The 22,074-nt window shown below is 70.3% G+C and carries 22 protein-coding genes and 3 pseudogenes; 15 read left to right on the top strand and 10 right to left on the bottom strand.

What is annotated here, in order from left to right; all coding sequences use genetic code 11:
• Window positions 1-169: 169 nt before the first annotated feature.
• From RM812_RS34440 to RM812_RS34420, 5 genes are all read left to right on the top strand, one after another.
• Window positions 170-1,180, top strand: coding sequence for an NAD-dependent epimerase/dehydratase family protein (locus RM812_RS34440; RefSeq protein ID WP_311582147.1), 1,011 nt, complete (start codon window positions 170-172; stop codon window positions 1,178-1,180).
• Window positions 1,177-1,524, top strand: a complete 348-nt coding sequence (locus RM812_RS34435) for a hypothetical protein (RefSeq protein WP_311582144.1) — start codon at window positions 1,177-1,179, stop codon at window positions 1,522-1,524. The genes RM812_RS34440 and RM812_RS34435 overlap by 4 nt, the downstream gene beginning before the upstream one ends.
• A 37-nt stretch (window positions 1,525-1,561) precedes the next feature.
• Window positions 1,562-1,768, top strand: a complete 207-nt coding sequence (locus tag RM812_RS34430; protein WP_311582141.1) for a hypothetical protein — start codon at window positions 1,562-1,564, stop codon at window positions 1,766-1,768.
• Window positions 1,769-2,054: 286 nt separating this feature from the next.
• The gene (locus RM812_RS34425; RefSeq protein WP_311582139.1) at window positions 2,055-2,633 is read left to right on the top strand and encodes a TetR/AcrR family transcriptional regulator; all 579 of its coding nucleotides are present in this window, start codon (window positions 2,055-2,057) and stop codon (window positions 2,631-2,633) included.
• 176 nt (window positions 2,634-2,809) lie between these two features.
• Entirely contained in the window at window positions 2,810-3,691 is an 882-nt protein-coding gene (locus RM812_RS34420; RefSeq protein WP_311582136.1) for an alpha/beta fold hydrolase, read from the top strand.
• Window positions 3,692-3,966: 275 nt separating this feature from the next.
• Here RM812_RS34420 and RM812_RS34415 read toward each other — a convergent pair whose 3' ends face one another.
• Window positions 3,967-4,659 carry an SDR family oxidoreductase gene (locus RM812_RS34415; protein WP_311582133.1) on the bottom strand — a complete coding sequence of 231 codons (693 nt, stop codon included), beginning with the start codon at window positions 4,657-4,659 and terminating at the stop codon, window positions 3,967-3,969.
• A gap of 174 nt (window positions 4,660-4,833) precedes the next feature.
• On the opposite strand from RM812_RS34415, the gene RM812_RS34410 reads away from it, so the two are divergent.
• A complete protein-coding gene (locus RM812_RS34410) occupies window positions 4,834-5,754 on the top strand; it encodes a helix-turn-helix transcriptional regulator (protein ID WP_311582130.1) in 921 nt (306 codons plus the stop codon).
• Between the two features lie 26 nt (window positions 5,755-5,780).
• Here RM812_RS34410 and RM812_RS34405 read toward each other — a convergent pair.
• Window positions 5,781-6,081, bottom strand: a pseudogene (locus RM812_RS34405) (transposase); the annotation flags it as partial.
• A gap of 138 nt (window positions 6,082-6,219) precedes the next feature.
• Here RM812_RS34405 and RM812_RS34400 point away from each other — a divergent pair.
• A pseudogene (locus tag RM812_RS34400) lies at window positions 6,220-6,352 on the top strand (transcriptional regulator); the annotation flags it as partial.
• A 102-nt stretch (window positions 6,353-6,454) separates the two neighbouring features.
• Here the strand turns inward: RM812_RS34400 and RM812_RS34395 are convergent.
• The gene (locus RM812_RS34395) at window positions 6,455-7,276 is read right to left on the bottom strand and encodes an alpha/beta fold hydrolase (protein WP_311582127.1); all 822 of its coding nucleotides are present in this window, start codon (window positions 7,274-7,276) and stop codon (window positions 6,455-6,457) included.
• A 1,008-nt stretch (window positions 7,277-8,284) separates the two neighbouring features.
• On the opposite strand from RM812_RS34395, the gene RM812_RS34390 reads away from it, so the two are divergent.
• From RM812_RS34390 to RM812_RS34365, 6 genes are all read left to right on the top strand, one after another.
• A complete protein-coding gene (locus tag RM812_RS34390; RefSeq protein WP_311582125.1) occupies window positions 8,285-8,743 on the top strand; it encodes a hypothetical protein in 459 nt (152 codons plus the stop codon).
• Between the two features lie 44 nt (window positions 8,744-8,787).
• Window positions 8,788-9,186 carry a hypothetical protein gene (locus RM812_RS34385; protein ID WP_311582122.1) on the top strand — a complete coding sequence of 133 codons (399 nt, stop codon included), beginning with the start codon at window positions 8,788-8,790 and terminating at the stop codon, window positions 9,184-9,186.
• Window positions 9,187-9,583: 397 nt separating this feature from the next.
• Window positions 9,584-10,246 carry an RICIN domain-containing protein gene (locus tag RM812_RS34380; RefSeq protein ID WP_311582119.1) on the top strand — a complete coding sequence of 221 codons (663 nt, stop codon included), beginning with the start codon at window positions 9,584-9,586 and terminating at the stop codon, window positions 10,244-10,246.
• A 308-nt stretch (window positions 10,247-10,554) separates the two neighbouring features.
• Entirely contained in the window at window positions 10,555-12,183 is a 1,629-nt protein-coding gene (locus RM812_RS34375; protein ID WP_311582115.1) for an Hsp70 family protein, read from the top strand.
• A gap of 29 nt (window positions 12,184-12,212) precedes the next feature.
• Window positions 12,213-13,349, top strand: a complete 1,137-nt coding sequence (locus RM812_RS34370; protein ID WP_311582111.1) for a tetratricopeptide repeat protein — start codon at window positions 12,213-12,215, stop codon at window positions 13,347-13,349.
• A gap of 134 nt (window positions 13,350-13,483) precedes the next feature.
• Window positions 13,484-13,909, top strand: coding sequence for a nucleotide exchange factor GrpE (locus RM812_RS34365; protein WP_311582109.1), 426 nt, complete (start codon window positions 13,484-13,486; stop codon window positions 13,907-13,909).
• A gap of 281 nt (window positions 13,910-14,190) precedes the next feature.
• Here RM812_RS34365 and RM812_RS34360 read toward each other — a convergent pair whose 3' ends face one another.
• The 3 genes from RM812_RS34360 to RM812_RS43140 all read right to left on the bottom strand — a co-directional run bounded on the left by RM812_RS34360 (window position 14,191) and on the right by RM812_RS43140 (window position 16,259).
• Window positions 14,191-14,571: a GntR family transcriptional regulator gene (locus RM812_RS34360; RefSeq protein ID WP_311582105.1), complete on the bottom strand. Its 381-nt coding sequence runs from the start codon at window positions 14,569-14,571 to the stop codon at window positions 14,191-14,193.
• 6 nt (window positions 14,572-14,577) lie between these two features.
• Window positions 14,578-15,522 (bottom strand): DUF1648 domain-containing protein, encoded by a 945-nt coding sequence (locus RM812_RS34355; protein ID WP_311582102.1) that lies wholly within the window; start codon window positions 15,520-15,522, stop codon window positions 14,578-14,580.
• Between the two features lie 533 nt (window positions 15,523-16,055).
• On the bottom strand, window positions 16,056-16,259 hold the full coding sequence (locus tag RM812_RS43140; protein WP_394816559.1) for a hypothetical protein: 204 nt from the start codon (window positions 16,257-16,259) through the stop codon (window positions 16,056-16,058).
• 38 nt (window positions 16,260-16,297) lie between these two features.
• On the opposite strand from RM812_RS43140, the pseudogene RM812_RS43390 reads away from it, so the two are divergent.
• Window positions 16,298-16,384, top strand: a pseudogene (locus RM812_RS43390) (IS110 family transposase); the annotation flags it as partial.
• Between the two features lie 66 nt (window positions 16,385-16,450).
• On the opposite strand, the gene RM812_RS34345 reads toward RM812_RS43390, so the two are convergent.
• The 3 genes from RM812_RS34345 to RM812_RS34335 form a co-directional block, all read right to left on the bottom strand.
• On the bottom strand, window positions 16,451-16,681 hold the full coding sequence (locus tag RM812_RS34345; RefSeq protein ID WP_311582099.1) for a hypothetical protein: 231 nt from the start codon (window positions 16,679-16,681) through the stop codon (window positions 16,451-16,453).
• Window positions 16,682-16,778: 97 nt separating this feature from the next.
• Entirely contained in the window at window positions 16,779-17,756 is a 978-nt protein-coding gene (locus RM812_RS34340; RefSeq protein WP_311582097.1) for a trypsin-like serine peptidase, read from the bottom strand.
• 219 nt (window positions 17,757-17,975) lie between these two features.
• Window positions 17,976-18,182 (bottom strand): hypothetical protein, encoded by a 207-nt coding sequence (locus RM812_RS34335; RefSeq protein ID WP_311582095.1) that lies wholly within the window; start codon window positions 18,180-18,182, stop codon window positions 17,976-17,978.
• Between RM812_RS34335 and RM812_RS34330 the strand changes: the two genes are divergently transcribed.
• Entirely contained in the window at window positions 18,175-18,321 is a 147-nt protein-coding gene (locus RM812_RS34330; protein WP_311582092.1) for a hypothetical protein, read from the top strand. The genes RM812_RS34335 and RM812_RS34330 overlap by 8 nt on opposite strands.
• A 647-nt stretch (window positions 18,322-18,968) precedes the next feature.
• On the opposite strand, the gene RM812_RS34325 is transcribed toward RM812_RS34330, so the two are convergent.
• Window positions 18,969-21,890: a helix-turn-helix transcriptional regulator gene (locus RM812_RS34325; RefSeq protein ID WP_311582089.1), complete on the bottom strand. Its 2,922-nt coding sequence runs from the start codon at window positions 21,888-21,890 to the stop codon at window positions 18,969-18,971.
• Window positions 21,891-22,074 lie beyond the last annotated feature (184 nt).

Raw genomic sequence — 22,074 nt, 5'->3', positions numbered from 1 at the left:
GATCGAAGGGGATGGAGAAAGTGACGCTGGGCTCCGGGAGTAGAACGACATTAAGTTCCCCGAGACGAACGCGTATCCTCGAGCCCTGGACAACGGGCTGCCGAGCGCGATCGTCCTGTCCTCCTCCCGTAGCACGTGACGGTGGCAGCCGGCGCGTTCGGGAGTGGCCATGACCTCGGAGTCCCTCGTCGCGACCCGGCACACCAAAGTCCTCCTGGTCGGTGGCGCCGGATTCCTCGGTCGGCACGTCCTCCACAGGCTGTCCGCGGCGGGCATGGAGGTCACCGTGGTGAGCAGGCGGCCGGCCGCTGTGCCCGCCGGGTGCAGAGTGGTCGCACTGGACGGCAGCGCTCCGCGGCGGCCTCAATTCGCCTCGATGATCAACCGGTTCACCCCGGATGCCGTGGTCAACACCGTCGGTGAGATCTGGCGGAATGACGTTTCCCTACTGGAGGCAGCCAACGCCGAACTGCCGGAGCAACTGGCGCTGGCGATGGCCGACCTGGGCAGCACCGCCCGGTTGGTACACCTCGGCTCATCGTTGGAGTACGGGCCGCTGCCCCACCCCCGTGCGACCGACGAAGGGTGCCCGGAGTCGCCGCGGTCGGAGTACGGGCGGACCAAGTTGCGGGGCACTCGCAGGATCCTCGAAGTCGCCCGGGAGGCGTCGCTGGACATTGTGGTCCTCCGCATCTTCAACGCCGTCGGATCGGGCATGTCGCCGGAGAGCCTGCTCGGCAGGACCCTGCGGACACTCAACCGAGCACGGTGGGACGGACGCCCGGCGAGGCTCGCCCTGTTCGACCTGAAACAGCACCGCGACTACGCCGACGCCCGTGACCTGGCCGAGGCGGTCCTCCGCTCGACCGTGTCGCGGCGACTCGCGGGCGTGCCGGTGCTCAACATCGGCACCGGGCGGGCCAGCAGCGCCTACGAGTTGGTCCGAGGGCTCGCGTCGGCCAGCGGAGTGGAGTTCACGATCGACGTGATCCCGCCGCCCGAGGGCGGCTGGCGGTCTGCGGCTGTCGGCTGGCAGATCGCGGATCCCACTCTGGCTCGGCGTCACCTGGACTGGTCGGCTGCTCGAACGCTACCGGAGACCCTGCGCTGGATCTGGCGGACCGCCGGACAGAGCCAGGCTCCACCCCTCGCGGGCCGCCCCGCGGACGGTATCCGATGAACGAAAGCCTCAAGGACGAGGTCCTCGGACTGGTCGACGAGTACGACCAAACGGCCGGGTCCGCGGCGTACACCTGGGTGGCCGACGAAAGCCGGGTGCTGGCCTCGGGCACCGTACTGACGGCGGAAGACCGGATGGCACTGGTCGAAGCGGCGCTGGACCTGCGGATCGCGTCCGGGCATGATCCGGCTGCTGTCACGCGTCCGGGCCGCAGTGTGACAGGCTGTGCGACAGGGGCCGCGACACTCCGACCGTCACGTTCAGGAGCCCGCGCACGGGTGGCGTTCCAGCACATCCGTGACGGCGTCGACGGACTGACGCGGGACGACTGGGACCGGCCCTGACCGGCACACCTTCGAGCTGCGGGGCCTGCCGCTGTGGATGGACTGCAGCGCCCGCGTCAGCCCGGCCCGGATCCGTTCCCACATCAAGTCCGTCACCCACGCCCCCCGTTGGGCTCCGCTGCTGGTGGACTGCCCCCAGCCCATGCGGACCGGCCAAGGCAACGCCCGCCAGTCGTCCTGTGCGCGGGTCACCGAGATCAGCCGGGGACTCGAGGTCCTGTCGACGACACCTGCCGTCGGCTGACAGAGGACGCGGCCGTCACCCAGCCGCGCGCGGAGAGCCACGCCATCAAGGACGAGGATGTGGCCGGCTCTCCCCGCTCGAGGACCGGCCCGTCGACTTCCTGGGCCGCTACCTGTTCGATGTCAGATCCAGCGGCCGCGGGGCATGGCATACGCCCGCTGCGCGCCCCGGACACCGCCGAGGACGCCGGCGGTGAGTAGCGGTGAGGCCGGCCGGCGAGTCAGCGCACGGTCAGGCCGCAGCCTCCTTTCTTGAGCGAGCGATCCAGATAAGTTATGGTGGAGGCATGGCAAGGACCCGGGAATTCGACACTGAGGCGGCAGTGAGCCGCGCCATGGAACTGTTCTGGGCGCGCGGCTACGAGGCGACCTCGGTGCGCGACCTGACTCAGCACCTGGGGATCGGGCAGGGGTCCCTGTACGCCGCGTTCGGTGACAAGGACGGCCTGTACCGGGCCGCACTGGAGCACTACCGCACCACCCTCGCGGCGGACGCCCTGCGCAGTCTGGAGGAGGGGGCGGACGCCCGCTCGGCGATCCGCACGCTGCTCACGGAGCGGATCCGCATCGCCGTCGGGGACGGCGGCCAGGGCTGTCTGGCCGTCAACGCCGTCTGCGAGCGGCTGCCTCAGGACGCGGCGACCCGGCGCAGTGTGCGCGACATGCAGGACGCGAGCCGGGAGGTGTTGACCGAGGTGCTGCGGGCCGCGATGGAGCGGGGCGAGATCGCGGCGCGGCACGACCCGCACACGGTCGCCGCGTTCCTGGTCACCTTCCTCAACGGGCTGCTGGTCTCCTCGAAGATCACACCGGACGCGTCCGCCCTCGAACCCCTCGTGGAGGTCGCGCTGACCGCTCTCGACTGAGGGCTCCCGCGGCCTCGGTCGGGCGCTTTTCATGCCCCGATTCCGTAACGTTCGATCAAGAAAATGCTTGTCCGTCCCGGCCGCGACGACAGCGGCCCCCATCAGCGCCGCCGGTCCGCGCCGCCTGCCGGCCTCATCGACCCACCACACCCACCCAAGACAGGAAGCACCACGTCATGATGTACGACCACACCACGACGCCCCTGCGCACCGGCCGTGCCACCGTCAACGGAACGAGCCTGCACTACCGGACGGCCGGGTCCGGCCCCGCCGTGGTGCTGCTGCACGGCGTGCCCAAGACCGGCTACCACTGGCGTCACCTCGTCCCGAAGCTGACACCCCACCACACCGTCGTCGTGCCCGACCTGCGCGGTCTCGGCGACTCCGCCCGCCCCGCGGACGGCTATGACTCCGCGACGATGAGTGACGACATCGCCGAGCTGATGGCCCGCCTCGGACACGAGACCTACGCCGTGATCGGCGAGGACTGGGGAGCGGTGATCGGCTATCAGCTCGCCGCCCGCCACCGCGACCACGCCACCGCCCTGGTCTTCGCCGAGGCCCTGTTCCCCGGCTTCGGCTTCGAGGACCACACGGCCCTCACCCCCGAGAACGTCTCCAGTGGCATGCACCTGTGGCACCTGGGCTTCTACTTCCAGCCCGATGTTCCCGAGATGCTGATCGCCGGGCACGAACGCGAACTGATCACCTACATGATCAAGAACGAGCGCAGCCACCCCGACACCGCCACCCCCGACGCGATCGAGGAGTACGTGCGCTGCTACTCCATGCCCGGCGGCATCCGCGCGATGCTCGCCGTCTACCGGGCGATGCTGACCGACGCCGGACAGAACCGGCAGGCCGCCCGGAAGAAGCTGGACATCCCGGTCCTTGCGCTCGGCGGTTCAGCCTTCATCGGCGAACGCAACGAGTCCCAGGCACGGCTCGTGGCCCACCACGTCACCGGACACGTCTTCGACGCGGGCCACGACCTCGCGGAGGAAGTACCCGACGAGATGGCCGACGTCGTCCTGCCGTTCCTGGCTGCGCACCGGTAGCCGACGTCCGTCCGCCGGGGCCCGAGGGCCCCGGCGGACCGAACCGGTCACCGCACGTGGCGGGGAAGTTCGGTGCGACGGTTGGCGCTGAGAGCGATCATGGCCCACGAGTTCGCTCGTATTCCTACGGCCAGGAGTGCGACAGCGAAGGCGAGCATGTCGTCGTCGATGACCTTGGGACGCCCGCCGTGGGTGTCCTTGGCCGCACGGGGAGGACATCTTGCGCAAGGAAAGCTCCGAGAAAGTGAGCGGCGTGGTGTGACAACCGAGCGTGGTCAGACGGGCTGGCCCATGGGCCGGACGGTCAGGGTGTTGAGGTCGACGCCTGCCGGTTGGTCGAGGGCGAAGCAGATGGCCTCGGCGATGGGCTGGGGAGGCAGGGCGAAGGGGGGAACGCCGGCGCCTTGCCAGAACGGGGTGTCGATCATGCCGGGGTTCACAAGAGTGACACCGATGCCGCGGGTCGTGGCGTGCAGGCGCAGGTTCTCGGCGAGTCCGGTGGTAGCCCACTTGGTGGCCGAGTAGAGGTTGGCGGGAGAGTTCTTCAGCCCGGCGACGCTGCCGATGAGCACCAGCCGTCCGGCAGTGGCCTCGAGGTGGGGCAGGGAGGCATGGGCCAGCAGGGCGGGGCCGAGGACGTTGGTGAGAACCATCGGCGCCCACGACGTCGGGTCACCGGCCCCGATGGAGTCACCGGACATGAATCCGGCGTTGGCCACCGCTGCGTCAAGGGCACCGAAATGCTCCACGGTGCGGGTCACGACCGTCTCGGTGGCCTGCCAGTCCGCAGCGTCCGCGACCAGACCCAGCAGCCGGTCGGGGTGACCGGCCTCGTCGAGGAAGGTCTTCAGTTTGCTCTCGTCGCGGCCGGTGATCGCCACACGGTGGCCGCGGTCGAGGAGCAACCGCGCGGTGTGGGCGCCGATACCGCTGGTCGCGCCGGTGATCAGTACGGTCTTGCTGGTCATGGTCATGCTCCTGAGGTGTGGATGGGGGACGGCGGCCGGCGGCCCGCGATGAAGGAGCGCCGTTCAAGTCCGCCGACCTCACGAAACCTGCGCCGTCGAAGGCAGGCAAGGTCGCGTTTATGGGGGGTATAAACACAACCTCCCTATCGGCCGGACCATGGGTACGGTGGACGAATGGAACCTCCGTCCGTACACCACGCCGACGATCCCACCGACAACCGCTCGGACATCCGCGACTTCCTCATCAGCCGACGCGCCAAGCTCGCCCCGGAGCGGGTCGGACTGCCCACCAGCCGACGTCGACGGGTTCCTGGACTACGGCGCGAGGAGGTCGCGGCCCTCGCCGGCGTGAGCACCGAGTGGTATACGCGGCTGGAGAAGGGCCACATCAGCGGCGTCTCCGAGGACGTGCTGGAAGCGGTCGCTCAGGCATTGCTCCTCAACGAGGACGAGCGCGCCTATCTGCTCGATCTGGCCAGAGCGGCTCGCCCCGCCCGCCGCAGGTCGCACCGCTGCAAGGACGTCAGGATCCCGTCTCCCGTCCAATGGATGGTGGACTCCATGACCATGGCCCCCGCCTTCGTGCGCAGCGGCCGTCTGGACATCGTCGCGAGCAACGCGCTGTGCAGGGCCCTGTATGCACCGATGTTCGACAGCGACACCACCAGCGACCGGGGCTGCGCCAATTTCCCCCGTTACTTCTTCCTCGACCCCGGCTCCCCCGACTTCTTCGTCGACTGGGAGGAAGGCGCGAGGGCCACGGTCGCAGTGCTCCGCGCCGAAGCCGGACGGGAACCCCACGACCGGGCCCTGCGTGAGCTCGTCGGCGAACTGTCCACGCTCAGCCCTGACTTCCGTACCATGTGGGCCAGTCACGACGTCCGAATCCGTCACGAAGGCACCAAACGGCTGAACCATCCCGAAGTCGGCCGCCTGGAGATGACCTTCCGCCACCTGAACCTGCCCCTGCCTCAACGGGCCGTCCACGACCTGATCATCTACACGGCCGAGCCGGGCACCCCCTCGGAGGACCGCCTCAAACTCCTCTCCAGTTGGACAGCACCGCAGACCTCACCCACGGAAGGGTCTGTGTAGGGAACGGCGGAACTCGGTCGGTTTGTTCAGCGGTGTACGGCGGTGAGCCGGTCGCCGAAGGTGATGTCGAAGGCTTGGAGTGCGGCCTTCCCGCGCATGGTCCAGCGTTTGCGTCCGGTGCCGGTCGGGTTCAGGCCCATGACCGCCGAGTAGACGCACTTGGGGGCGGCCCGGTCGGTGGGAAGGTGCCCCGGGCCCTCACGGCCTTTCGGTTCCGGGCGTTGATGCTCTCTCGATCGCGTTGGTGGTGCAGACGTTCTTGCGGATCTCCACGTCGAACTGGAGAAAGGGCACGAACTCCGCCCAGGCCGCCTCCCGGAGCCGGACGCGCCCGCAGATTCCACGACGAGATCGACCCGCTCCACGCGGACGACGTGACGGGCCACCGCACCTTCCGTACGGTGCGTCGGCCTCACGGGAGGACGAGCAGGCCGGCCGCGGCGGAGAAGAGGACGAGGGTGTGCACGGACGGCGCCGGGTGAGCAACTCGTCGCCCACCACGCCGAACCGGGCAGCCCGTCTGTCCAGGCCCCTGGCTCTCCTCGGCTCCCTACATGCCAGCGGGAGACGGACCCCGTCCGGCTTTGCCGGACAGTGAGTCTCACGACCGGCCCCGCACAGGGGAGAGCTTTGCACTGGACTGCGTGTGCTTTCGGGACGAACCGCCCGCTCAGCTGAGGACCGCCGCGCGCAGCGCAGCTCAGGCCGAGGGGAAACAGGATGTCAGGCAGGCCAGCAGCTGGCCCGGTGCGTCTTCCTGGAGCAGGTGGCCGGCCTCCTCGATCCAGTGCAACTCCGCGTGCGGAATGCGTTCGTGCAACCACTCGGCGTACTGCGGAGGGAGAATGCGGTCCTCCCGGCCCCAGACGATCCGTACCGGAAGCGACATGCCGCCCAGCAAGTGCTCGTACGCGAGGGTGTCCGCCTGCCTGATCTGGCTGTACTGACGGTAGAACGCTGCTCGCCCTGAGTCCCCCCGCCACGGTGCGAGGAACGCGTCGAGGATTCCCGGCCGGAAACCGACGTGCGTCGCGTGCCGCAGGTGGCTGGCGACCAGCGATTCGTGCGCGTAGCCCGGAAGCCTCTGGAATACGTCCTTGTGCTCCAGGAAGAGCTGGAAGAGCCCTCGTTCCCACTCGCCGCCGCTCACCGCGTCGAAGAGGATCAGGTCCCGGTAGCTCCTCTCCTCCAACAGCAGTGTCCGAAGAGCCACCGCCCCGCCGATGTCGTGGGCGACAACGCTGGGGCCGGACAGCTCCCAGTGGTCGAGGAGCCGGGCGAAGTTCCTCGCGTGAGCCGCCAGGCTGAGGTCCTGGCCCTCATGCTGGTCCGACTGGCCGAAACCGAGATGGTCGAAGAAGTAGACCTTGCGGGTATGGGCGAGCGCCGGAGCGATGTCCCGCCACAGGAAGGAGGAATACGGCGTGCCGTGCAGCAGCACGATCGGGTCTCCGCTCCCCAGGGTCCCCCACCGCACCACCCCTTCAGGCGTCTCGAATTGCTCGCCAAGTGTCCAGTCCATCACTGGCCCTCTCTCCTGTCTGATGAACAACGCCTTCCACTTGGCTTGTCGTTTATGCAGTTCGACGTGGTGTGGTGTCGATTCTGTGGTGGGCAGGACGGCTGAACGTCTCGCCGGTCGCGAGGTCTCCGCCCACGTCGGACGGCAGGTTCCTAAACCCTCAGTGGACGCGGGCGGGTGGCAGTTTGTTCGGCTCCGTCTGCTCCGTCGGCTCCTCCCGGGGCCGTCGAAGACCGGTGGCCGGCGGGTGGGCGAGCCGAATCTGGGCATAGACGGTGATCGCCAACCACCCTCTGGAACAGTCACGCACCTCGGGGCGCGTGAAACCATGGCCCGCAGCTACACCGGAACGTCGTCGGCCGGACCGTAGGCATGGATCATCGACGCCCGGTCGATGCTCTCCAGATCGTTGATCATGGACGGCACTGTGCCGAGGGCACTGGCACCGCCTGAGCGCGGTCGCCTCCCGCGGACAACGCACTCGCCGAGTCCTTCAACGCGACCTGCGCACGAGAGATCCTCCAAGGCCGCCGAGCCTGGGACACCGAGCACAAGGCCCGCCTGGACCTCTTCCGCCGGCCGCACCGCTGTGCCAGTGGCTGGTTCTACGCGCCCGCGCCTGTTCCTCGCAGGTCCCGTGCCACCACTCGCTATTTCCTGGCGCGGCTGTCCCGGACATCGGTCCAGGCGTCGTTCACCCGTTGTCAGTCCGCCGGCGCCCTACGTGGCCGCGTCCGCGCGCCCCGGCATCCGCCGACTGTCCGGGACACGCACCGAAGGAGGCGTTGACCAGGCCGGACAGCACGGACCTGTCCGGGACGGCCCGCCGGTGTTGTGCTCGTCCTCCCCACCCAGCAGCCTCGGTGGTGGTCGGCCGGGCGGCGAGGGCGTCGTGCTGACAGGGGGAAGGCGACCCCGGAACCGCCCGGCCGGTCGATGCAGCGAATGTCTCCCCGCCACTGATGCATGCAGAGGCGCATCCATCCACGCGAACAAGGAGCTCATGACGTGCGAATGCGAACGGCTTGTGCGGGCGCGGTCCTCGGCACGGCACTGGCTGTCGGCACCACCGCGGCGCCCGCCCAGGCAGCGGGAACGGCTCGTGCGGCCGCAGGGTGCGAGACCCTGCGGGCAACCGTCGCCAACTCCCAGGGCCTCAGCGGCGGAACCGTACAGGCGACCGTCTGCATCTACTCCCTCGGCACCGCCGAACTCGACACCTCCTACTACAACTACGTTCAGGACCATCAGGCCGACGGCGTCGCGGCCCGTGCCTACATCCGCGACAGCTGGGGCCTGTACGGGCCGCTGGCCGTGGACGACACCTCCACCTCGGGCGGTCAGGACCTGGGCTACTGGGACTCCACGACCACCGGCAACACCTCCGTCCGCGTCTACGTCTGCCTCGGCACCAAGTACCCCGGCGACTCCGGGGCGCGCTGCGCCTCGGATGTCATGTACGCGTGAACCTGTACCGGCCCGCAGGGGCGGAGCGCTCGAGAGGATGCATCATGAAGACAGGCAGACACCTCGCTGGTGCCGCGGCCACGGCCGCGCTGCTCACCGGGGCCCTGACCGTCGCGCCGGCCGCTCAAGCCGACGCGGGAACGGCTGCGTCCTGCTACGGGAGCGCGATCAACTACTCCAAGCCTGAGGGCGATGTCGATCTCCCGGCGGGCCGGCTGTTCGTGACGTCGGGCAACTGCGCCGACATCAACATCAAGCCCAGGACCAACCGTTACATCATGGTGTGCCTGGAGACGGCCTCCGGAGGCAGCTCCTGCCCCTCGGCCTACACCCTCGCCGAGGGCGGGGTGTGGAACGTGCTCAGGTCCAACGTCCCCGACGGCACGCAGTTCTACTTCAGGTTCCGCTCGGCGGCGTTGTCCAACGGGAGCTGGGCGGCCTGACAGCGCGCGGGCGGTCGGCACGCCGTACGTGAGACGTGCAGTCCGCCGGCTGCGGGATCCGTCCACTCAGTACTCAGCGACGGGCGTGGCGGATCTCGCCGCTGTCCTCCGTGCAACGCCTGGAGCATGACGGCGGGCACGCGGGCCCCGCATATCCCGCCTCACGTACCGCGAGCTGGAGGAGGGGGGGGCGGAACGGCGACGTACTGGCGCGAGCACGGTGGCCCAGGGCCCTGGGGCTTGCCTACCGGCCTGCCGCAGCCCGGCGGGCCGGCTGTGTTCGTGCGCGCCTGCGGGGGCGGAGCAGCGGTCGGCGTCCGGTTGAACACCAGGGAGTGGATCGCCGCCCCGGGGCGCGGCCGTGGACTACCCGGCACCGTCGAATGGAGCACCCGAGGTGACGAGACCAGACAGCGGACCGCGGTCGGAGCCGGCCGGGGAGCCCACCTCCCCGCGGCGACGATGGGGCCGGGGCCTCGTGCTCGCCGCCGTACTCGTCGCCCTCCTGCTGGCCGTCGGCCTCTGGGGGATCCCGGCCGCCGACCCCGACCACTCCAGCCGCTCCGCCCGCCCGGGCACCGCACCGGCCGCGTCGCCGACCGCCCTGCGGGCCCCCACCGACGGCTGGGTCACCATCCGCCCCGCCCGCGGGAGGGACCTCTGCCTCACCGACGGGCGGGACCGCGGTGGCGCCTACGGCAGCGCGGTGGCCGTCCAACTGCCCTGTGCCGGTGCTCCCGTGCCGCGCACCTTCCTCGAGCCGATCGGCGCGGGCCTGTACCGCATCCAGTGGCACCACCCTCAGCAGGGCAAGGGGTGCCTGACCGTCATGCACGGCGGGCCCGTCGACGGCATGCTCGAACCGCGCGACGACTGCACCCAGGCGACCTTGTTCCGCGTGGAGCCCGCCCCGGGCAGCTCCGCCGATGTCCGGTTCCGCCCGGCCGGCGGCGGCCTGTGCCTCGGTATCGCCGACGACGACACCGATGCGGGAGCCGAGGCGGTCCAAGAACCCTGCACAGGTGCCGCAGACCAGAGGTTCGTCGTCCGAGCGGGCTGAACCGGCCGGCTGCCGCGTACCGGTGTGCGGGTTTCTCCCACGCGGACACCTGCCGGTGGCTGTCGTGAGTACGTCGTGGCGGAGCTGCCGCAGGTCCGCCCGGCCGTTGCCCGGCGCTGCGGGACTGGTCACGCGTGCAGGAAGCGGAGCTTCCCGAGCGCTTCCGCCGCCGGCTGCCCAGCCCGTGTGGGAGTTCCGGCGGTACGCCGAAATCCCGAAGGGACAGCTCGCCGGGCGGCTATCAATTCTTCTTGAAATGGGCATGATTGCTGCTGTCGGCGGCTCCGCGTAAAGAGGGGGAATCAGCGGTGACACATGTGGTGGGCATAGACCTGGGGACGACGTACTGCGCGGTGGCGGTCGCCGACCGATCGGGAAGCCCCTCCATCGTCCGCAACCGGGAGGGCGAGAACATCACACCGTCCGTGGTGATGTTCCAAGGCGACACCGTGGTCGTCGGCTCCCAGGCGAAGCGGTCTGCGGCCACGGCTCCCGACCACGTGGTGCAGTTCGTCAAGCGGTACATGGGGGAGACCAAGCCCGTCTACCACTCGGAGACCGGCACGCCGTACCGCCCCGAGGAGATCTCCGCTCTGCTGCTCAAACGCCTCAAGGAAGACGCCGAGATCATGTTGGGCGAGCCCGTCGAGCGGGCGGTGATCACCGTACCGGCGTACTTCGACGACCTCCGGCGCAGAGCGACACAGGACGCCGGGCGGCTCGCCGGGCTCGAGGTGCTGCGTATCGTCAACGAGCCCACCGCCGCTGCGCTCGCCTACGGCCTCGACCAGTCCTTCGCCGACGGCGGGCAGGACGGGGAGGGCGAGGAGGACGGCGCGAGCATCGGCACCGTACTCGTCTACGACCTGGGCGGCGGCACCTTTGACGTCACGGTCATGCGGGTCGAGGACGGCGATTTCACAGTGATCGCCACCGACGGGGACCGCAACCTCGGCGGCTTCGACTGGGACGGCGCGCTGATGAACCACCTCAACGGTGCGTTCATGGCCTCGGGCGGTCCCGACCTCACCGAGGACAGCGGCCTGCAGGCCGAGCTGCGGGACAAGGCGGAGATCGCCAAACGGACTCTCTCCAACGCCCCGCAGGCCGTCGTGGTGCTCTCTGCCGGCGGCCGCCACGAGCAGATACGGGTGACCCGCGAGAAGTTCGAGGAGATCACCGCCGAGCTCCTCGACCGCACACGCATCATCACCGAGGGCGTACTGGCGGAGGCGGGGCTGGGCTGGGACGGCATCGACCGGTTGCTGCTGGTGGGTGGCTCCACCCGCATGCCCATGGTGCAGGAACTGATCCAGCGGCTCTCCGGCAGGGAGCCGGAGCGCGGCATCTCCCAGGACGAGGTGGTCGCGCTCGGCGCCGCGCTGGTCGCGCTGGACGCCGCTGTGCGCGCCGAGGAGGCGGCGGAGAAACGGAAGTACGTCGGCAGCGGGGCGAGCGTCGAATCCTCCTCCGGCGACGGCCTGGCCCGCCTCACCAAGGGGAAGGTGAAGTCCATCAAAGACGTCACCTCTCAGTCCCTCGGCATGGTCGTGACCGACCTGGACAACCACGACCGCCAGTACAACGCGGTGATCATTCCGCACAACACACCGGTGCCGACCAAGAAGAGCGACACGTTCTACACCCTCCTGGACCGGCAGCGGCGGCTCCGGGTACAGGTGACGGAGGGGGACGACGAGGACCTGGCATATGTGAAGCGGGTCGGGGAGGGCACCATCGAGATCCCGCAGTATCCGAAGAGGGCGCCTTTCGAGGTGATCTACTCCTATGACGTCGACGGCATCATCCACGTCGAAGTCAAGGACGGCACCACGGGCAAGTGGCTCGGCGAGTTCGAACTCGAGCGCCCCGACAACCTGAGCCCGGACGAACTGGCCGAGCTCGGTGACCGTGTCGCCCGCATACCGACCCTCTAGGCCAGCCCCTCCAGCCGGAGCCGACAGCGATGACGACCGACGACATACCCGACTACTACGCGGAGTTCGGCATCGACGCTTCCGCGACCGCGGAGCAGATCTCCGGGCAGCTCGACCGGGCCTTCCGTACCTGGTCGAGCCGGGCCAGCCGGGCCCCCGACGCCAAGAAGAGGCGGGAGGCCGAGGACAAGGTCGACCTGATCTCCGAGGCGAGGAAGGAACTGCTCGACCGCACCCGGCGCCACGCCTACGACCGCATGCTGAGCCAGGCACGGCAGCGATCCCGCTCGGCGAAGTCCGCACCCCGGCAACAACCCCAGCCGCAGCCGGGCCCGCACGTTCGGGACTGGGTGGGACACGCGCGCAGACTGATGAGCGAGGGCGACGACGAGGGGGCCCTGTACGAGCTGCGGCAAGCTGTGCACCACGACGAGAACAACGGGGACGCCTGGCGGCTGCTCGGTTCCATTCACGCCAACCAAGGACAGCTGAGCGACGCGCTGCAGGAGTTCCGGCGGGCTCTGGCGCTGTATCCCCGCGACGCGCTCACCCACGTCCTGATCGCCCGGGTCTACGAGTGGCTCGGCAGACCCGTCACCGCGGCCGACTGGTATCTGGCGGCGGTACGCCTCGCCCCCGATGACATCGACTACCGGATCGCCGCTGCCCAGAACCTCCACGAGGCCGGCCGTTACGACGAGGCCCTGAGCAACTACGAGCGGGCCCTGGTCGAGCGGCCCGGTGACGCGGTCATCTGCAACCAGATCGGCCGGATCTGGACGCTGCGCGCCGAGGAGTCGATGTCCTGGCATCCGGACCGACAGCGGTACGTCGTCGCCTCGGAGACCGGCGCTTCCAACGTCACGCACTGCGTGGACCAGGCACTGGCCGTCGGCGTCTCGGACAACGAGCTCCGCGACCTCCTGAACACCTACCGCGAGGACGCGAGCCGGGCACGCGCCAAGACCTGGCGTTGGTACAGAAGCATGGCGGGGGTCATGGCCGGCTGCTTCGCGCTGATGTTCGTGGTGCCGTCGGTGTTCAAGCCACTGGCCCTTGCCGCACTCGTCGGACTGCCGATCGCGATGGGCATCAAGCCGCGATGGCGACACACCTTGAACGACCTGCCCCCCAACCAGAAGCCGCAGACCGGGAGAGCCTCATGACCACTCCGTCCCCTGTGCCACAGCCGGAAGAGCTACCGGGCCCACAGCCCACGGAACCGTCCTGGTCGCCGCCGAGCCCACCGCCCGCCCTGGCGCCGGACCCGTTCGCCGTCGTAGCCGATGCGGTCGACGGCATGCGCGACGAACTCGCCGCACTCGGTGACCAATTCCGTCGGCGGCTGCTCAACGACCGGGAGACCCGACGCAGCATCGATGGCCTGCTCGCCGATCTGGACCACACGCGCAGGGCCGCCGAGGGCCGCATCCTGCAGCCGCTGCTCTACGACCTCGTACTCCTCGTCGACCGGGTCGAGCGGGAGGACGACGCCTTCGCCGATTCAGTCGCGGCGGAGCTGCTGGTTCTCCTGGAGAAGTACGGCATGACGCGGATCCCCGTCACCCGAGGCCCGTTCAATCCCGGCACGCAGGAGGCCGTCGGGGTGATCGCCGCGCTCTCCCCGGAACAGAGCGGCGATGTCGCCGAAGTAGTGCGGCACGGCTACCGCTTGGAGGAGCGCATCGTGCGGCCGCAACAAGTCCGTGTCTACACCGACCGGTGACCGACACCCGGATCCGGCACATCCCCGCGCACTTCCCCGCCGCGGTGGCCGGCGCAGCACTCGCCCAGGGCCGGGGCCGGCGAGGGAGCGCCGTGGGAGGCTACGGCGGGTGATGGCCGGCCATGTGAAGTCCGCGTAGGCAAGGTGCGTACGAGCGCGGCGGGGCGGATGTCGGCCTCCTCCGTGCTCTTTTCGGCCACGGCGTCCAGCCATGCCGCGGCGGCGGTCCGCGCCGCTGGCAGCGACTCTCCCACGGGGAGGCAGAACCAAGGCCGAGGCGTTCAGGTTGACGTGGTGACGGGTGTGCTCGACAGGCAGTTGTGCACCATGGACAGGAGCTCCTGATCGGTGAGGCCCAACTCGCGCGCCTGGGTGATGAGGCCGTGCACGGCCTCGGTGAGCCGGGCCTGGCCCGCGACGCCGGGCGCCGCGGTGATCACCGCGCCCCGGCCGCGGCGCAGCTCGATCAGGCCCTCGTCGCGCAGTCGCTGGTAACCGCGCAGAACCGTGTGCACGTTGACGCCCAGCGACTCGGCGACCTCGCGGGCAGGCGGCAGTCGCTCACCCGGGGCTGCCGTGCCGTTGGCGATTGCTCCCCGTACACAGGCGGCGATCTGCTCGCCCAGCGGCACAGGAGAGCTCGGAAGCACCCGAAACAGCATTCCTACTCACGCTCCCGCCGCGTGGCGCTTCACCAGGCCGTTGAGCAGCGCGGCCGCGGTCGCCGAGTCGTCGACAGTGACCACGTACTCGCGTCCCTCCGCTGTGCGGACCGAGAGCGCCTCCCCCGATCGCAGCACCACGCCCCGCCGGTTCGGTCGTATCCGGTAGCCCCAGCCGCCGAAGTCCCCCATGGCGTTGACCTGGACGCTGCCGGCACTGACGATGCTGCCGAGCGGCAGGGCCAGCCGGGGCCTGGGCAGGACCGTCGAGGCAACAGTAACTCCACGCCGGTCGACGGTGACCCGGACACCGGCGAGCGGTGCGCAGGTAAGACCGAGGACGAGCTGCAGCAGTCCCGCCTGCCAGGGCCCGAATGCCACGGTGAACAGTCCCCAGAGCGTGATGGCACCGGCCGGGAGTAGCAGTGCGCGGGAGGTCAGGGTGCGGCTCCAGGACGCAGCCTCGCCCTCGGCCAGCGGCAGCGAGGGGGCCGTCGGCACGGCCGTGGGACGCGGCCCGGCGCTCATCAGCCACCAGGCCAGCGCGCCGGTGGCCACGCCCGTGAACAGCAGCACGGCCACATGCCACATCGGCAGTTGGACCTCAGCCGGGTCCTGGACGTCCGTGTTGACAAGGACGGTGAGGACCAACGGATAGCCGACGGTGACGGCGGTGCCGGCGCCGACTGCGGCGGTCAGCCGCGCCCCCGAGCTCTCCTTGGAGACCAGGGTCAGGACGGTGAACAGCAGCCCAAGACCAACGAGCAGACCACCGCCGAACCACAGCGCGGCGGTCCGGCTCGTGAAGCCGTCAGCCCCGCCATTCCCGGAGAAGTGGGTGGCGATCCGCTCGGGAAGCCGCTCGTAGCGTGCCAGGAAGACACCGATGTAGGCGGCGGTAGCGATGCCGAACGGAACGGCCGTCAGGGCGCACCTGCGAATGACGGTCATCTGACTCCCCTCGCTTATTGTTCTCATTGAAATAGAACAATAACAGCCCGCGCCCTCGGTTTGATGGACACGATGACCCGCGACGACCTGAAGGGCGACACATGAGCCGCCCCGCGATCTACCTTCGCGGCCATGACGTCACACGATGCACCTGAAGGACCCGTGGTCGCTCCCGGGCCGGACCGTCAGCGCTCTCACAGTGGCGACGACCCGGTCGTCAGGGACTGCGATCGCGACCTTGATCCCGCGTCTGCGCGGGTAGGGCTGGTTTCTGGGGGAGCCGTAGGCTTTGTCGGCCCGCACCCGGTCCGGTCGTTTGCGCGGCCTGCCGGCTCCGGGACGGGGCTCCCGGAACGCTTGCGGGACGGTTCGAATCGCGGGGAGTCGCCCCGCTGCCCGGCCGGCAGTGATCAGCACCGACACGGGCTTCTGCCCCTGCTCGACAGCGAGGTGGATTCTGCTGGTCAGGCCGCCCCGGGACCGCCCGAGCCCGTGGTCGGCCGGCGCGACGAAGACGCCGCCGGGCGGCGTCGTCAGGAGATCCGTCCTTTCGCCGCCCCGGCGGCGTGCTGGCGGGCCCGGCAGGTGGTGGAGTCGACGTTGACGTCCCAGGTGATCAGGCCCTCGGCAACTGCCTCGGCCCGCAGCTGTGTGAGGATCCGGGACCAGGTGCCGTCCCGCTGCCGCCGCCGGAACAGGTCATGGACCCGGTCCCACAGCTCCAATCGTTCGGGCACGTCACGCCAGGGGGCAGCGGTGCGGGTCCGCCAACGAAATCTGGGCCGGAGTGGACATCGGCAAGACACATCACCACGCCGTGGTGGTCAATGCGGAGGGCGAGCGGCTGCTCTCGCGCCGGATCCAGAAAGTCTTGAGTGGCGGGTCAAGCCCCGGTGAACCAGGCAACGGGAGGCCATGGCGGAAGCCGTTACTCCTCGTGCGGCATGGGTGCCGGTTCGGCCTCCTCCATGCGGCGGTCGGTCCAGTACTCCTCTACGTCGCGCTGGTCGTGCTGGACATCGGAGGTCGATGTGTCGCCCCCGGGCTCAGGCGGAGAGGCGGGGGACTCGGCAGTGTCCTGACGGAGTGCGACGATGGTGGCCACAGCCGCAGCGACGCCTGCGGTGACGACGAGGGCGCGGATGCCGGAGCGCTTCATGGGCGACCTCCTTGGCGAGTGCGGAGCCGTACGAGAACGGCGCTCACCCCGCCACGCTACTGGCTGTGCGGCGGGGTGAACACCGATCCGGCGGCTGTCAGGTGACGGAGCCCTGGTCATCGAACATCTGCTTGACGCTGTCGCCGAAGTAGGAACTCTTGTTCACACCGGCGGAGTTGACGGTGCTCGTGACCCCGTTGGTCTGGCCCAGTCCCGAGGACTGGTCGAACACGCGCATCCACGGGCCGCCGCTGGAGCCGCCGCCGAAGTCGCAGCCGAGCGCCAGCTTGCCGCCGGAGTCCGAGGTCCGGCCCTCGCAGTACCACTGGACCTCGCCGTTGTCCTTGTTGCCCGGGTAGCCGTTGATCGTGACGTCCTGCTCCCGCGAGTAGTTCCAGCTCAGCCCGTTGCCGCCGGTGCGGTTGACGAGCTTGTCGCTGCCCTGTGGCCAGGTCGTCACCATGGCGACGTCCCAGTTGAGGTCGCCGTCGTTGATCCAGCCGTTGAAGGTACGCATCTGCTTGGCGGCGAAGGTGCCGTAGGGTCTGTCGCCGTTGCGGTACTGGGGGACATACATCCAGTTCTTCATCCAGTTGCCGCCGTTGCCCTCGTGCACGCAGTGGCCCGCGGTGATCGCCATCTGCTTCGAGTTGCTGTTGAGGGCGCTCGCCGAGCAGACGTAGTTCTTGCCGTCGCTCGGCTTGGTGAAGAAGACTTTGCCGGCGACGGAGGTCTCGGCGATCTTCGTGCGTATCTCGCCCGAGGGAGCCGCGGCCGGGGTGGACCCGGGCGGGCCACTGGGTTGCTCCGCGGTGCCCGACGACCTCTTGGCGCCAGTGTCCTCCGGCGTCAACGGGATGGCGTTCCGCATGCGTTCGGGCGTCCAGTACTCCTCCACGTCCTCGGCGGCGCGTAAGGTGTCGATCCGGGCGCCGTCGACGGTGAGGGCAGGGGAGGCGGTGGTCGAGCCGGCGTCCTGCACCGGCTCCGGCTGGGCGGAGGCGGGCGCGATGGTCGCGAGGACGACCACGGCGGCTGTGGGCAGGGAGAGCAAAACGTGCCGAAATAGGCGCACTTACGTTCACCTTTCGAAGTCAGAGTCACTCTGCGGCGCGCAACACGCTATGTGCGCGGCACCGCTCGCGGAAGAGCGTCCGGTCTGGACACGAGGCAACTACCCCTGTGTGAGGAGCGGTTGGGGCGCCATGTGCACCGGGAACGGCGGCCGGGCGGCCGTGGTGAGACGTAGGACACAGGCGACGAGCTGCCTCCTCCGCGCACGACTGCATCGCGACTACAGGGACGGGGACCCCGTCGGTCCGCAGGGATCGTGCGTAGGCGGCCATGTGTCGACGACCTTCGGGCGTCCGCCGTGCCGGCCGCGCTCGCGGGCGGATGCCTGGCCTTCGACGGACTCCTCCCGGATGTACTCGCGTTCGGACTCGGCCATGCCGGCGAAGAACGCGAAGAGGGGGGCGGTGCCCGGACGGGTCGTGGACACCTTGCACACCTTGGAGGGGGCCGGTGAGGAGTTCGAGCTGGACGTCGTGGTGGCGCAGGTCCTCGGCGGTGGTCAGCAGTTCGCGGCGCCGCGCCCGAGGCGCTTCATCCCATGGACGGTGACGGGGAACCGTTGGTGAGGGGACGGCCTTCTCGATGGTGCGGGCGTTCTTGCTGGGCGGTGCCGCAACAGGCATACCCCACCCTTGTGGCCTCGATGCCCCGCGCGGCCGGGGCCGCGATCGGCAGGGGTCGGGGCAACCTTGCCGCCGCGGGTGCGGCAGGTCCTTCCGGCGGGTACCTCGCACGTGGGGCAGTCGAACTGTCGTGCAGCGGGGCGCGCTGCTGGATGTGGTGGGCGAGCGCGGCGGTGTCCAGGGTGGTCCCGGTGCCGGGGAGGGCCTGGAGCTGTTCGGTCGTGTGGGGAGGTACCGGCCGTCGCCGTCGGCCATGGCGATCAGTGCTTGGCGGGCGTCGTCGTTGAGGGGCGGCCGGTGGTCCGGCCGAACGGGCCGCCGCCCCCCTTCGACCTCCATGGCCCAGGCCGCGTTCCTCACGGAGAAGGGATGCGGCAGCCCGACCACCTCCCGCCGACCGGCGGGGCCGCCCCGACCGCGCGTGCGTGCCCCGGCCGGGCCGGGCGCCCGTCACCTTCCGGGCGCCCGGCCCCGGTGGCGCCGGAGCAGGTCGGGCGGTTGTCCACCGGCACGGCGCGCGGCACGGCCCCGAGCACCGCCGCGCACCGCGTCCTGCGGTACCGCGTGCCGGATCCGTCCCCGGGGTGGTGTCAGCGGCTTCCGGTCGACGAGTCCGACGCGGCCAGGTCGCACAACGCCTCGCGGTCCGGCCGCGCGGTCTTGGTCAGCAGGGCGCCCACGTGCTTCTCGACCGTACGGGGCGAGATGTAGAGACGGCCCGCGATGGCCTTGTTGCTCAAACGTTCCGCCAGCAGCTGGAAGACCTCGTACTCACGGACCGTCACCCCCAGCGCCCGCAGCGGCGCCGGAATGCGGTCCGCGCCGCTGCGCCGCTGCCGGACCGAGACGCCGGACTGGCGGAGCAGGGCCCGGCACGCGCCCGCGACGTCCGGCACGGACGCGGCGTGAAAATGCTCCTCCGCCCGGCGCAGCCACATGGCCGGATCGCCCCAGCCGTTAACCAGGGCCGCCTCGGCCGTCAGCCGCAGCCCCAGGTGGAGCGCGGTCGGATAGGGGGCGGCCAGCAGCTCCACCTCGGCGACCGCCGCGGCCGCCGCCGACGCCTCGCCCGAGCGGCCCAGCAGCACCGCGTGGGCCAGCAGGACGAACTGCCGGTTCCAGCGCATCCGGCTCGCCGAGGTGGCGGCGGTCCGGTGGTAGTCGTCCCAGCCGGCCTCGCCGGCCAGCACGTCCAGCAGCAGCCGCAGCCCGTGCAGACCACTCAGGTGGAACGTCGTCGGGCTGTCCCGTTCGTGGGCGTGTGCCCGGTCCAGCTCCTTGAGAGCCAGCGGCCGGTTCTCCTCGAGCAGCGCGCAGAACGCCCGGGCCAGGCCGATGCACAGCGGCTCCTCCTGCGAGCCCGCCCCGTCCCAGCCGGTGAACTCCCGCAGGGCCGCCTCCATCGCCGCCCGGTCGCCCTGGTGCGCCGCCAGCGTCGCCCGAGTCATCAGCACGTACCGGGCCACCGGCGCGAGCCGCAGCCGGGCCGCCGGTGTCAGCACCTCGTCACCGAGCCGCGCGGCCTCCTCGAACCGGCCACCGAGCACCGCCTCGAGGACGAGGATCGCGTCGATCGAGTACGCGATGGTGACCGCACCGAGCCGCAACGCCTCGTCGCGCGCCAGCTCCAGGGTGCGCGCGTCCCCGTCCGCCAGCCACTGGTTCCCGCCGATGCGTACCAGCGCGTAGATGCGCGGTATCGGCAGCCGGTGCTGTTCGGCGATCCGCCGGGCCCGCTCGAAGCACAGCTGGGCCTCCTCCAGGTCGCGCTCCCGGGCCAGCACTCCGAGCAGTTCCCAGGCCTGGCAGGCCACCACGGGTTGCGGACCGGCCTCGGCGGCCGAGACGGCGGTGCGGGCCAGCTTCTCGGCCGTCTCGGTACGGTCCGGTCCCGGCGTGTCCAGCGCCAGGTACGCGGCCACCACGTCGACGGCGGCCATCTGCGCCGGGTCGCGCACGGTCTCCAGGAGAGCCCTGGCCTCGGCGATCTGCGCGTTGCCGTCGGCCCAGCGGCCCGCCAGGTGGGCCACTTTGGCCAGCCGGGTGTGCAGTTCGACGAGCCTGCGGGCCTCCACCCCCGCGCCGACCAGCTCGTGCAGGCCCTCCGCCAGCTCGAAGGCGCGGTCGAACTCGCCGCTCTCCGCCAGCGCGGGCAGCAGCGACTCCAGCACCTCCGCGCGGGCCACCCACTCCTGGCACTTCGCCAGCAGTTCGTCGGCGCCCAGCAGCAGCGACACTCCCGAGCCCACGGCACCGTCCGCCAGGGCGCGACGGCCCGCCTCCGTGAACAGCCGCGCGGCTCCCACCGGATCACCGGCGTCCCGGCTCAGCGCGGCCACCAGCGGACACCACTCGCCCGGCAGCCCGGGGTGGAGCTCCTTCACCACCTCGGCGGCCCGGCCGGACAGCTTGGCCCGGTCGGTGGGGGTGAGCTGGGCCAGCAGGGCCTCGGCGGTCAGCGGGTGCCGGAACGCGTACCAGTCGGGCGCCGGTTCGTCCGGCACCACCAACTGGGCGGCCACACCGGCGTGCAGATGGCTGAGCAGGCCGTGGTCGTCGATGCCGGACATCCGCTGGAGCACCGACAGCGGAAAGCGGTGGCCGAGCACGGCCGCCGCCGACAGCAGCATCCTGCCCTGCGGCCCCAGCCGGTCGGTGCGGTGCGCGATGCCCCGCACCAGCGTGCTCGGCACCTCGGTGCGCAGTGGGCCGACCACCTCCCAGCAGGCGCCCCGGCGGACCACCGAACCGTTGACGATCATGCTGTGGAGCAGTTCCTCGACGACGAACGGGCTGCCCACACTGGTGTCCCACAGCCGCGCCACGATCTCGGGGGGCACCTGGTCCGCCTCGGTGTCCAGGCAGGAGGCGACCATCCCGGCGACCTCGGACCGGTCCAGTGGTCCCAGGCCGAGCAGGACACCGGAGCGCCGCCGGGTCACCGAGTGAGCCAGGTCCAGGGCGGCGCACGGCTCCGCCCGGGTGGTGGCGAGCAGCACCACCGGCAGGTGCTCCAGGTTGTCCACCAGGTACTCGAGCACCATCAGGGACTCGGTGTCGGCGTCGTGCAGGTCCTCCAGGACCACGAGGGCGCCGCGCTCCCTGGCCACCACTGCGAGCAGCCGCAGGACGGCCTCGGCGAGCACCACCAGTGAGCCGTCATTCTGTGCCTCGCCCGCCCAGTCGGGGACCAGCCGTCCCAACACCGGCCGGTAAGGGCCCAGTTCGGCCTCGTCCAGGGGCTCACCACTGCGGAAGAGCGACATCAGCGCCTCGGTGAGAGGGCGGAACGGCACCATCGGCCCGATCGTGCTGCCCCGGCCACGCAGCACCCGCATGCCGGTGGAGAAGGCACGGCCCGTCGCCTCGGCCGCCAGCCGTGATTTGCCGATGCCTCCGTCGCCGACCAGGAACACCGTGCTGCCGCGCTGCCCGCGTGCGGTGTCGAGGGCGCGCTCCAACTGGGCGATTTCCGCGTCACGTCCGACGAGGAGGGGCGCTTGGGGATGCATACCCGGGAAGTTACCTGTTCATGGCGGGGAACAGACCTTCCTCCGCACAGGTGCCCGTGGCCTCACGAACGATTTGCGCCACCGACGTACGGGAACCGGACCGTGTGCCCGTGCCGTCCGACGACGCTGCCGACGGCCGCCTCCACGAGGGAGGGAGGCGGACGCCGGCGGAGCGGAGGACCGG

Origin of the sequence: Streptomyces lancefieldiae (assembly GCF_031845825.1) — a bacterium.
GTDB classification, from domain to species: Bacteria; Actinomycetota; Actinomycetes; order Streptomycetales; family Streptomycetaceae; genus Streptomyces; species Streptomyces lancefieldiae.
This window is presented reverse-complemented; position numbering and strand designations above follow the sequence as displayed.